Origin of the sequence: Streptomyces sp. CHD11, from assembly GCF_018638295.1 — a bacterium.
GTDB lineage: Bacteria > Actinomycetota > Actinomycetes > Streptomycetales > Streptomycetaceae > Streptomyces.
Genome location: NZ_JABTTS010000003.1, coordinates 288,775 through 299,789, shown reverse-complemented (window position 1 = coordinate 299,789; position 11,015 = coordinate 288,775). Strand labels below are relative to the sequence as shown.

The following is an 11,015-nucleotide window of genomic DNA, read 5'->3' as shown; positions in this document are numbered from 1 at the left end:
GCGCCGGTACGGGGACCGCCGCGCGGGCACCGCCGGGAAGCCCGACCCTGGGGGAGATGCGCGATGCAACACGCCGTACGGCCACGTAGCCTGTTTCGCCCCGCACCCACGCCCGCTCCGCTCCCGCGGACACCGCGTGTGCGGTCGCTGATCGACGCCGACGCGCTGCGGGTGCTGCACCGGGCCGCCCGCGTCCTGCTGGACGACCTGCCGCAGCTCACCGACCGGCTGATCGCCGTCCTGCTGGAGCAGGAGCCCGCCTACCGGACCGCGGTGGAGAGCGACGCCACCGCGACCTGGCAGGAGGTGCACCGGTCTCTGCGGCACAGCATCTCGTCCCTGCTCGACCCGAGGGGCGCCCGGGACGGGGCGCGCCGCTGCTCCTGGAAGATCGGCGCCACCCGCGCCGAACAGGGGCTCCCGCTGGACGCGGTACTGCACGCCTTCCGGCTGGGCGGCTCCCTGGTGTGGCAGGGCCTGGTCGACGAGACGTCACGGGCGGCGCCCGAGGACGTGCGGCTGCTGGTGCACGTGGCGTCCGACGTGTGGAACTTCGTCGACGAGCACAGCACGCTCGTCGCGGACGCCTACCGGCAGACCGAGCGTCAGCTGGCGTGGCGGCGGGAGAACAGGGTGCGTCTGCTGGCCGCGGCTCTGCTGGACGGCACGAGCAGGATCGCCGACCTGCCCGAGGCCGCGCAGGCGCTGGATCTGCCGGAGGAGGGGCGGTACGTGGTCGTCGTGGCCGCCGGTGGCCGGGTGGCCGGTTGTCCGGGTGCCCAAGCGGCACTCGTCCCGGGTGTGCGCGTGCACTGGCACACCGGTGCGGACGCCGACTACGGCATCGTGCGGGTCGAGGACGGTGAGGAGACGATCGTGCAGGAGGAACAGCCGCCCGGCGCACGGGTGGGCGTCAGCAGCGCGGTCGACGGACTGGCGGCCGTGGGCGACGCGCGGCGTCTGGCGGACACCGCGCTGACGCTCTGCCCCGAGTCGGGCGGTACCGTCCGGCTGACCGAACACCTCCCGGCCGCACTGGTGGCGTCCAGCCCGGAACTCGCAGCGGCACTGGCCGACCGGCTCCTCGGTCCGCTGGCCCACCTCGAACCCGCCGACGCGGAGGTCCTGCTGGACACGCTGTCCACCTGGCTGGCCTGCGACGGCTCGGCCCAGCGGGCGAGCAGGCGGCTGTACTGCCACCGCAACACCGTCCTCAACCGCCTGCGCCGCTACGAGCAGCTGACGGGCCGTTCCCTCTCACGCCCCTCCGACCTGGTCGAGGTCACCCTGGCCCTGACCGCCCGCAGAATCCTCCACCGCTGACCCGCCCGGCCGGCGTCCGACGCGGCCCGTCCGGACTCCCCGCGGCTACGCGGTCCCGCGCCCCACGGCCCCGCACACCCGGGCCCGGGTGTGCGGGCCGAGCACGCCCCGTGCCGGTGTGCGGCTCGCCGTGCGGCCGGAACACACACCGCACGGCCGCACGCCTGCCCCCGGCGGCAAAGCCCGCACCCGCACCCGCCCCCGCCGGCCACCCGCGACCGCAGGAGACGACCGCGTCCCGAAGCCGTCCCCACCGGCGCCACCAGCCCTCCGGCCGGAGCCTGGGCACCCGCACAACCCCCGAGCGCCCCCGTTGGGACACCGCAGCGAGCGGCAGCCGAAGGGTGTACCGAGCGGTCGCGCCCGTGCTGTCGTGGGCTCCCCTTCCCCCGAAGCCGTGCCGCCGCCCGCGGCGCGGTCCCGAGGAGCCGTGATGCCCGAAGCACCACCGGACGGCCTGCCCGCACTGCACGTCGAGAACGTCGACGTGACGTACGGGCGTGCGCTGTCCGCTCTCCGCTCCGTGTCCCTGACCGTGCCGCCCGGCGCCGTCGTGGCGCTCCTCGGCGCCAACGGGGCCGGCAAGACGACCCTGCTGCGGGCCGTGTCCGGCACGTTGCGCCTGCACCGAGGCGCGGTCACGGCCGGCCGTATCCGCTACGGCGAGACGGTGCTCGACGGCAAGGACCCGGTCGCGGCGGTACGCGCCGGGGTCGTCCAGGTCCCCGAGGGACGGCGGGTGTTCGCCGGGCTCTCGGTCGACGAGAACCTGCGCTCCGGCGGCCTCGGTCTCAGCCGGCGCGGGCGCGCCCAGGGGCGGGAAGCCCGCGAACGCGTCTTCGCGCTGTTCCCCCGCCTCGCCGAACGTACCCACCAGGCCGCCGGCCTGCTCTCCGGCGGGGAGCAGCAGATGCTCGCCATCGGCCGCGCCCTGATGGCCGCCCCCCGCCTGCTCCTCCTCGACGAGCCCTCCCTCGGCCTCGCACCGCAGATGGTGTACCGGATCGCCGAGGTGATCCGCGAGATCAACGCCCAGGGCACCGCCGTACTCCTCGTCGAGCAGAACGCCGGCATGGCGCTCTCCCTCGCCGACCACGCCCACGTCCTGGAGGTCGGCGAGACCCGCCTGTCCGGCCCCGCCGACGAACTCGCCCGCACCGACGCCGTACGCCGCCTCTACCTGGGTGAGTCGGCCGAGGACCAGGGGGCGGCGTGAAGGACCGCACCACCACCGCGCCGCCGGTGCTCGACGTACGGGACGTCACCGTGCGTTTCGCCGGACTCACCGCCCTCGACGGAGTCTCCTTCACCGTCGTCCCCGGCTCGGTGCACGCGCTCATCGGACCCAACGGTGCAGGCAAGTCGACCTGCTTCAACGTGCTGTCCGGCCTGTGCCGCCCGGCCGAAGGCACCGTGACGCTCGGCGGCACCGAGCTGACCCGGCTCGCCCCGCACCGCATCGCCGCGCTCGGCGTGGCCCGCACCTTCCAGAACATCGTCACCACCCACGGCACGGTCGCCGACAACCTGATGCTCGGCCGCCACGCCCTGTCCCGCGCCGGGTTCGCCGCGAGCGCGCTGCGTCTGCCGAGGGCCGTACGCGAACAGCGCGAGCATCTCGGGCGGGCCCGCGAGATCGCCGAACTCACCGGTCTGGGAGCGCTCTTCGACACTCCTGTCGCGCTGTTGTCCTACGGCGACCGCAAGCGCGTCGAACTGGCCCGCGCGCTCTGCCTGGAGCCGCGCGTGCTGCTCCTCGACGAACCCGTGGCCGGCATGAACGCCACCGAACGTGCCCGCACCGCCGAGGTCGTGGGTGAACTCCGCGCCGAACTCGGCCTCTCCGTCGTCCTCGTGGAACACGACATGGGCCTCGTCATGCGCCTCGCCGACGACGTCACCGTGCTCGACTTCGGCCGGCGCATCGCCCATGGCACCCCCGACGAGGTCCGCCAGGACCCCGAGGTGCTGCGTGCCTACCTGGGCACCGACGCGACCGGGGAGGACGCGGCATGACGACATTCCTGGACAACATTCTCGGCGGGCTGGCACTCGGCGCGGTCTACGCGCTGGTCGCCCTCGGCTTCGTCGTCATCTTCAAGGCCTCCGGCGTCCTCAACTTCGCCCACGGCTCCCTGCTCCTGTTCGGCGGCTACCTCACCGCCGTGTTCCACGACGACCTCGGCTTCGCCGGCGCGCTCGCCCTGGCGATCGTGGCCACGGCCGCCCTCGCCGGCGCGCTCGACCGCTTCCTGCTGCAACGCGGCGGCCAGGACGCCCACTCGGCGCACGTCCAGACGATCGTCACCATCGGTATCGACATCGTCCTGCTCACCGACCTGGCCCGGCGCATCGGCGGCGACCTGCTGTCGCTCGGCGACCCGTGGGGCGACGCGGTGACCGAACTCGGTCCGGTGACCGTCGCCGACAGCCGGCTCGCCGCGATCGTGGTGTCGGCCGTCGTCATAGGCGCGGTGTTCGCCCTCTTCCGGTTCACCTCCTGGGGACTGTCCCTTCGGGCGGCCGCCGAGGACCTCGAGGCCGCCGCGCTGATGGGCGTACGGCTGGGCAGGGTCCGGGCCGGCGCCTGGTGCCTGGCGGGCGCGCTCGCCGCGCTGGCCGCGGTGTTCCTCTCCGCGTTCCCCGCCCCCGGCCTGGAGCGCACCACCGGCCAGATCGCCCTCAACGCCTTCCCCGCAGCGATCCTGGGCGGACTGGCCTCCCCGGTCGGCGCCCTCGCGGGAAGCCTGATCATCGGACTGACCGAGGCGCTCGTCGTCGGCTACCAGTCCGAACTGCACATGTTCGGCGAGGGATTCGGCGACGTCGCCCCGTACGCGGTGATGCTGCTGGTCCTTCTCGTGCGGCCCACCGGGCTGTTCGGCGGGAAGGGGACGGCCCGTGTCTGACCGACTCCTCGGGGCGCTGACCCGCCGACGTGCCTGGCTCCTGCTGCTCGCCGTCGTCCTGTGCCTGCCGCCGTTCTACCTCGACGCCTTCTGGCTGCGCATCGGCCTGTTCTCCATGGCCGCGGCCATCGGCGCCGTCGGTCTCGCCCTGCTCAGCGGCACCGCCGGCCAGCTCTCCCTCGGCCACGCCTTCTTCCTCGCCGTCGGCGCCTACGGCTACGCCTGGTTCGCGGGCGAACCCGGACCGGGACTGCCCCCGGCCCTCGCCGCACTCCTGGCGGTGCTCCTCGCCGGAGCGGCCGGCGGGGTCTTCAGCCCCGTCGCCGCCCGGGTCAAGGGCATCTACCTCGGCATCGCCACCCTCGCCCTGGTGTTCCTGGGCCACCACGTCCTGCTGACCGCGGAATCCGTCACCGGCGGCTTCAACGGCCGCTCCGTGCCCCCGCTGACCCTCGGCGGATTCACCTTCGCCGAGACCGACCCCGAGCTCACCGTCCTCGGCGTGCCGTTCGGCGCGGAGGAACGGCTGTGGTTCCTGGGACTGGCCCTGTTCGCGTTCACCTGGTTCACCGCCCGCGGCCTGCTGCGCTCACGCCCCGGCCGGGCGCTGGCCGCCCTGCGCGACAGCGAGACCGCGGCCGCCGTGATGGGCGTCGACGTGGCCCGGCACCGCTCCGCGGCCTTCGTGGTGTCGTCGATGTACGCCGGCCTCGCGGGAGTGCTCCTGGCGCTCGCCTTCCGCCGCGTCGTCCCGGACTACTTCTCCCTCGTCCTCTCCGTCGACTACCTCGCCATGATCGTTATCGGCGGCCTCGGCTCCGTCGCCGGAGCGACCGCCGGTGCCGTCTTCGTCACCGCGCTTCCCCTGCTGATGACCCGCTACGCCGACCAGCTCCCGCTGGTCGCCGCCCCCGGCTCGTCCGAGGGCGCCGTGGGCCCCACCGAGGCCGCCCGCTACCTCTACGGTGCGGCGATCGTCCTCGTCCTGCTGTACGCGCCCGACGGACTGCACGGCCTGGCACGCCGGGCCCGCGAACGCGTACGCCGATCCCGTACCCCAGCAACCGGAACCGACGTCCCCCCGCCTCCGCAGCCGTCCGCAGACGCACGACCCAAGGAGCACACCCCGTGAACACCACGCACCCCAGGCCCCGCAACCGGCACCGCACCGCCGGCACCGTCCTCGCCGGAGCCCTCGTCCTGCTCCTCGCGGCCACCGGATGCAGCTCCAAGGCGGACGACGGCAAGGGCGGCGGCGAAGCGGCCGACGGCCTGCGCACCGGCCCCGGAATCGGCGCCGACACCATCAGACTGGGTGCCCTCACCGACCTGACCGGCCCCTACGCCACGCTCGGCAAGAGCATCGTGCAGGCCCAGCAGATGTGGGCCGACGAGGTCAACGCCGACGGCGGCATCTGCGAACGCGAGGTCGAGATCGTCGTCAAGGACCACGGCTACGACGTGCAGAAGGCCGTCACCGCCTACGCCGACATCGCCCCCGACGTCGTGGCACTGCCCCAGGTCATCGGCTCCCCGGTGGTCGCCGCGCTGCTCGACGACATCGAGCGGGACAAGATGCTCACCTTCCCGCAGGCCTGGGCGGCCTCGCTGCTCGGCAAGGACGCCATCCAGGTGCTCGGCACCACCTACGACGTCGACATGATCGCCGCGGTCGAGTTCCTCACCCGTACCAAGGGCCTGAAGAAGGGGGACACGATCGGCCACGTCTACTTCGAGGGCGACTACGGCGCCAACGCGCTGGAAGGGTCCACCTGGGCGGCGGAGCAGGCCGGTCTGAAGGTGACCGGGCAGAAGATCCAGGCGACGGACACCGACCTGTCGGCCCAGGTCTCCGCCCTGCGCAAGGAGGGAGTCAAGGCCATCCTGATCAGCGCGGGGCCCGCGCAGACGGCCTCCCTGGTCGGCGTCGCCGCCTCCCGCGGTCTGAAGGTCCCCGTGGTCAGCAGCGCCCCCGGCTTCGCGCCCCAGCTGATGAAGACGCCCGCCGCGCCCGCCCTGGCGGCGATGCTGAGCATCGTGAGCGCCGCACCCGCGGTCAGCTCCGACCTGCCCGGCGTGCAGCGGATGGTCGCGTCGTACCAGAAGAAGTACCCGGACTCGCCGGTCGACTCGGGCGTGCTGTCCGGGTACAACGCCGCCCAGCTCCTGGGTGACGACCTGAAGAAGGCCTGCGAGGCGGGCGGCCTGACCCGTGAGGACGTCGTCAAGGCGCACCGTGCGCAGACGAACGCGGACACCGGTCTCGGCACCCCCCAGAACTTCTCCGACGTCGACCGTCCCGCCAGCGTCAAGACCTATGTGCTCAAGCCCGACGCCAAGGCGGTCGGCGGCGTGGTGAACGCGGAGGACGCGCACGCGGCCCCGGGAGTGGAGGACTACCTGTCCGCGGGGTGACGCACCGCCCCCCCGAGGGGGCGACCCGGCCGGCCCCGGCGCGAAGACGCCGGGGTCAGCCGCCGACCGCCTCCGGATCGCGGTCGGACGACGGCCACACGTACGGCAGGTCGTCGGGCTCTCCGGGGAAATGTTCGGCGTAGACGGCCGGGTCCTTGCGGAGCAGCGCCGACCGGTGGCTGCGGTGCAGGGCTTCATCGCCGAGCCAGGGCGGCAGTTCACCCGCCTCGGCCAGCTCCCTCTGACCGCGCACCGGCTCGCCCGGCCGCACCGCGGCCAGATCGGCGACGAGCGTGGCGGCGCAGCTGTCCTGATGACCCCGGTCGCGCCAGACCCGGCAGATGTCCAGGCCGTAGCGCACCAGGGCCTCCTCGTATCCGGTCCACATGCGCACCGCGGGATGGCGGCGCCACCCGTATCCTGGCACGGTCAGGCCGCGCAGCACCTGGATCGCCTCGACCCGCTGTTTGCCCAGCCGGCGCCGGTCGAGCACCAGCGCCGACTCCTGGAAGCCGGGGTACGGCAGGAAGGTCTGCATGGGTCCGTCCGAAAGGGGCCGGTGACCGCCGCGCCGTCGGAGCGCGGCTCACCGCTCCGCAGTTCCCCTTCCCCGCCGGCTCACACCCCGGGCCCGGGAGTCAGTCCATCGTGCCCAGCCGGGCGTCGCGCCACAGGTCGACGCCGCCCTCGGTGGCGTACGTGTCGATCTCGGCCAGTTCCCCGGCGGAGAAGTCGAGGTTCTCCAGGGCGGCGACGTTCTGCTCCAGCTGCTCGGGGCGGGAGGCGCCCATGACCAGTGAGGTGACCCGCCGGTCGCGCAGGGTCCAGGCCAGCGCCATCTGCGCGAGGGTCTGCCCGCGCCGGGCCGCGATCTCGTTCAGCGCGCGCAGCCGGCGGAGCATGTCGTCGGTCAGCCAGGCGGCGTCGAACGACGTGCCCGCCGCGGCCCGGGAGTCCTCCGGCACGCCGTTCAGGTAGCGCCCGGTCAGCAGTCCCTGGGCGAGCGCCGTGAAGCCGATGATCCCGAAGCCCTCCTCCTGCGCCACGTCCAGCAGGCCGTCCGTCTCGATCCAGCGGTTCAGCATGTTGTACGACGGCTGGTGGATCAGCAGCGGTGTCCCGAGGTCACGGAGGATCGCCACGGCCTGGCGGGTGCGCTCGGCGTCGTAGGAGGAGATGCCGACGTAGAGCGCCTTGCCCTGGCGGACCGCCGTGTCCAGCGCGCCCATGGTCTCCTCGAGGGGCGTGGTGGTGTCGAGGCGGTGCGAGTAGAAGATGTCGACGTACTCCAGCCCCATGCGCTTCAGGGACTGGTCCAGCGAGGCCAGCATGTACTTGCGGGAGCCGCCGCCCTGGCCGTACGGGCCGGGCCACATGTCCCAGCCCGCCTTGGTGGAGACCACCAGCTCGTCCCGGTAGGGCGCGAGGTCCTGTCGCATCAGCCGCCCGAAGTTGGTCTCGGCGGAGCCGTAGGGCGGGCCGTAGTTGTTCGCCAGGTCGTGATGGGTGATGCCCAGGTCGAACGCGCGCAGGGCGATCTCCCGCTGCGTCGCGAAGGACCGGTCGTCGCCGAAGTTGTGCCAGTAGCCCAGGGACAGCAGGGGGAGGTCGAGGCCCGAGCGGCCGGTGCGCCGGTAGCGCATGGTGCCGTCGTAGCGCTCGGGACGGGCGATGTGGTTCATCGGGTGGTCTCCGGTGATGCGGGCGGGGGTGTGACGTGGGATGGTGTTGATCCTTGCTCACAGTGCCCCCGAGTGATCCGGAAGTCCAACCGATCCCTTCCATGGAATTCAGCGGTACCGCTTCTGAATCCCGAGGAGGTCGACATGCGCATCCGTACGCTGACCGGAGGCCTGGCCGCGGCACTCGTGCTGGCCGGCCCCGCACTGACCGGGCCGGTCGCGGCGGTCCCGCCCGCCGGCACCGCCCGGCCCATGGTGGCCGACGGGGTGCTCACCTACGACGCGAGGGCCGCCGCGGAGTTCCGGGGGGGGGGGGGGGGGGGGGGGGGGGGGGGGGGGGGGGGGGGGGGGGGGGGGGGGGGGGGGGGGGGGGGGGGGGGGGGGGGGGGGGGGGGGGGGGGGGGGGGGGGGGGGGGGGGGGGGGGGGGGGGGGGGGGGGGGGGGGGGGGGGGGGGGGNCGCCGCGGTCGACCGCGGCGCGGCGATCTGGAACGAGAGCGTCGACGGTGTCCGGCTGCGCCCGGCCGCCGCCGGGGAGGACGCCGACATCGAGGTCGTGACGGACGACGGCTGGCCGCGCTCCCTTCCCGGCCCGCTGGGCGGGGGCACCGTCTACATCGGACGCCAGGCGATCGGCCAGGGCCACTCCGCCGTCCGCGTCACGGCCCACGAGTTCGGTCACATGCTCGGCCTGCCGGACCGCAAGCCCGGCCCCTGCTCGAGTCTGATGTCGGGCGCCAGCGCCGGAACCTCCTGCACCAACGCCCACCCGAACGCGGCGGAGAAGGCACAGGTCGAGAAGAACTTCGCGGGTGCCGGTACGCCGGCGTGAGCTGACGATGTGACAACCGGGACGAGCGCCGCTACGGTTGTCACAGGTCAGGGCGCGGGGAAACTTCCCCCACCGGACCGTGCGTTGGTGGTCCAAGGAAAGACGCCCCGCTTCCTGCGGGGAGATGCAGGTGCAAGGCCTGCCCGGCGCTCGGCGATGCGAGCCCCGTCCCGGATGTCCGGGACGGGGCTCGTCGCGTTGCCGCGACTCACCGTTGCAGCGGCATGGTCCAGCAGTTGGAGCGCGCGGATTTGCCCTCGAGCCGGTCGCTCAGCCACTCCACCGCGTCCGCCTGGTCGGTGAGGAGCGGCGCCAGGTGGTTGGTGAGGAGCTTGTCCCCGAGGTTGGGCAGGCGTACGGCCTTGTAGGTGACGTCGCCGCCCTTCTTGCACCAGTCCACCGCCAGTCGGCGTGCCTGCTCGTGCGGGACGATGTCGTCCTGGACGCCGGTGACCACACGCACCGGCCCGGTGGGCTTCGCCGTGCCGAGACGCTGCTTGTCGAGAACCGCCTGGGCGGCCGGCTCACCGGCCATGGCCGGTGACTTCGGCGGGGCCGGCCCGTGGGACGGGCCACGGGACCGGGCGTACAGGGGAGCGGGCCCGCCGGTGGTCCGGCGGGCCCGCTCGTGAACTGTCGGACGGTCAGGCCGTGTGCAGCGTCAGCCCGTAGCGGTTGAGGATCTCGTTGACCGGCTGGAACCAGGTCTCGCCGCCGCTGGAGCAGTTGCCCCAGCCGCCGGAGGTGACACCCTGCGCCTGGTCGCCGCTGATGAACGAGCCGCCCGAGTCGCCGCCCTGGGCACAGACGCTCGTCTTCGTCATCTGGTGCACGGCGCCCTGGCTGTAGTTGACGGTCTCGTTCTTGGCCAGCACCCTCCCGCAGTGCCAGTGCGTCGTGGAACCGGAACGGCAGATCGACGCCCCGACCGGCGCCTCGTTCGAGCCGCGCACCAGCTGGTCGGAGACCGCGCCCCAGCCGAGCACCACCGGAACCGTCCACCAGCCGCTGCCCACGTTCACCCAGGCGTAGTCGTTGCCCGGGAACGAGGAGCCCTGGAAGTTGCCGATGTACGAACCGTCCCAGCCCCTGACCTGCTGGCCGGTCCCGCCGCAGTGCCCCGCGGTGACGAAGCCGCCGTGCACCGAGAAGCCGATGGAGCAGCGGACGTTGCCGGTGTAGTAGGGGTCGCCGCCCACCGTTCCGGCGGCGAAGGTCTCGGCCGGTGCCCGCACGGTCCGTACGGTGACCGGACCGGCCTCGCGGGCCTCGGTGACGAAGGCGCGGACATCGTTGTCGGCCCGCCGGTCGCCGACGACGTTCACGACCACCGTGTTGGCGGCCGGGTCCACCGACCAGCTGCTCACGCCCGGGGGCGCGTCGAGGCGGTCGATACGGGACTTGGCCGCGTCCAGCTGCTTCGCGCTGTGCTCGACGGTGCGGACGGCGGCGCCGGACGTGCGCAGGGTCCGGACCGTGGAGGCGTCGGCGTCCGGGGTGAGCGCGACGGTCAGTTTCTCGCTTTCGGCGTCGAACCACGCGCCGCCGTAGGCCGGTCCGGCGGTCTTCTGTGCGCCGGGTGCGAGAGCGGTGGCCGCGCGTTCGGCGGCCAGCCGGTCCTCCGCCTCGGCGCGGGTCAGGCCGAAGTCCCGCTGCATCGCGTCCAGCAGGGCGGCGGAGGCGGGCGCGGAGTCGGTGGCACGGGTGGTGGGGGAGTCGGCGGCGTCCTGGGCCGAGGCGGGCAGGGAGCCGGCCGCGGTCCAGCTGCCGATCATGAGCAGTGCGGCTATGCCGGCACGGGTGAGTCCGGTGCGTCTCATGGAAGGTCGCCCTTCGTCGTTCCAACAAGGTGGGG

The 11,015-nt window shown here is 73.5% G+C and carries 9 protein-coding genes and 2 pseudogenes; 7 read left to right on the top strand and 4 right to left on the bottom strand.

From position 1 onward, the window contains the following. The first annotated feature begins 63 nt into the window (after positions 1-63). From HTV45_RS04915 to HTV45_RS04890, 6 genes are all read left to right on the top strand, one after another. Positions 64-1,323, top strand: coding sequence for a helix-turn-helix domain-containing protein (locus HTV45_RS04915; protein WP_215204336.1), 1,260 nt, complete (start codon positions 64-66; stop codon positions 1,321-1,323). A gap of 433 nt (positions 1,324-1,756) precedes the next feature. Then, entirely contained in the window at positions 1,757-2,539 is a 783-nt protein-coding gene (locus tag HTV45_RS04910) for an ABC transporter ATP-binding protein (protein WP_215204335.1), read from the top strand. Continuing rightward, positions 2,536-3,339, top strand: coding sequence for an ABC transporter ATP-binding protein (locus HTV45_RS04905; RefSeq protein WP_215204334.1), 804 nt, complete (start codon positions 2,536-2,538; stop codon positions 3,337-3,339). The genes HTV45_RS04910 and HTV45_RS04905 overlap by 4 nt, the downstream gene beginning before the upstream one ends. Continuing rightward, positions 3,336-4,232, top strand: coding sequence for a branched-chain amino acid ABC transporter permease (locus HTV45_RS04900; RefSeq protein WP_215204333.1), 897 nt, complete (start codon positions 3,336-3,338; stop codon positions 4,230-4,232). Before HTV45_RS04905 ends, HTV45_RS04900 begins: the two co-directional genes overlap by 4 nt. Then, entirely contained in the window at positions 4,225-5,364 is a 1,140-nt protein-coding gene (locus HTV45_RS04895) for a branched-chain amino acid ABC transporter permease (protein ID WP_215204332.1), read from the top strand. The genes HTV45_RS04900 and HTV45_RS04895 overlap by 8 nt, the downstream gene beginning before the upstream one ends. Then, positions 5,361-6,647 carry an ABC transporter substrate-binding protein gene (locus HTV45_RS04890; protein WP_215204331.1) on the top strand — a complete coding sequence of 429 codons (1,287 nt, stop codon included), beginning with the start codon at positions 5,361-5,363 and terminating at the stop codon, positions 6,645-6,647. Before HTV45_RS04895 ends, HTV45_RS04890 begins: the two co-directional genes overlap by 4 nt. A 55-nt stretch (positions 6,648-6,702) precedes the next feature. Here the strand turns inward: HTV45_RS04890 and HTV45_RS04885 are convergent, their stop codons facing one another. After that, on the bottom strand, positions 6,703-7,185 hold the full coding sequence (locus tag HTV45_RS04885) for an MSMEG_6728 family protein (RefSeq protein WP_215204330.1): 483 nt from the start codon (positions 7,183-7,185) through the stop codon (positions 6,703-6,705). 100 nt (positions 7,186-7,285) lie between these two features. Continuing rightward, positions 7,286-8,329 (bottom strand): L-glyceraldehyde 3-phosphate reductase, encoded by a 1,044-nt coding sequence (mgrA, locus tag HTV45_RS04880; RefSeq protein ID WP_215204329.1) that lies wholly within the window; start codon positions 8,327-8,329, stop codon positions 7,286-7,288. 459 nt (positions 8,330-8,788) lie between these two features. On the opposite strand from mgrA, the pseudogene HTV45_RS34005 reads away from it, so the two are divergent. Further along, a pseudogene (locus tag HTV45_RS34005) lies at positions 8,789-9,160 on the top strand (snapalysin family zinc-dependent metalloprotease); the annotation flags it as partial. 208 nt (positions 9,161-9,368) lie between these two features. Here HTV45_RS34005 and HTV45_RS04870 read toward each other — a convergent pair. Next, positions 9,369-9,695: pseudogene (locus HTV45_RS04870) on the bottom strand (lipase family protein); the annotation flags it as partial. Between the two features lie 109 nt (positions 9,696-9,804). Next, on the bottom strand, positions 9,805-10,980 hold the full coding sequence (locus tag HTV45_RS04865) for a S1 family peptidase (protein ID WP_215204328.1): 1,176 nt from the start codon (positions 10,978-10,980) through the stop codon (positions 9,805-9,807). Positions 10,981-11,015: the final 35 nt, after the last annotated feature.

Coding starts and splice junctions, on each gene's coding strand:
- HTV45_RS04915 (WP_215204336.1), top strand. CDS start 64: ATGCAACACGCCGTACGGCCACGTAGCCTGTTTCGCCCCGCACCCACG.
- HTV45_RS04910 (WP_215204335.1), top strand. CDS start 1,757: ATGCCCGAAGCACCACCGGACGGCCTGCCCGCACTGCACGTCGAGAAC.
- HTV45_RS04900 (WP_215204333.1), top strand. CDS start 3,336: ATGACGACATTCCTGGACAACATTCTCGGCGGGCTGGCACTCGGCGCG.
- HTV45_RS04885 (WP_215204330.1), bottom strand. CDS start 7,185: ATGCAGACCTTCCTGCCGTACCCCGGCTTCCAGGAGTCGGCGCTGGTG.
- mgrA (WP_215204329.1), bottom strand. CDS start 8,329: ATGAACCACATCGCCCGTCCCGAGCGCTACGACGGCACCATGCGCTAC.
- HTV45_RS04865 (WP_215204328.1), bottom strand. CDS start 10,980: ATGAGACGCACCGGACTCACCCGTGCCGGCATAGCCGCACTGCTCATG.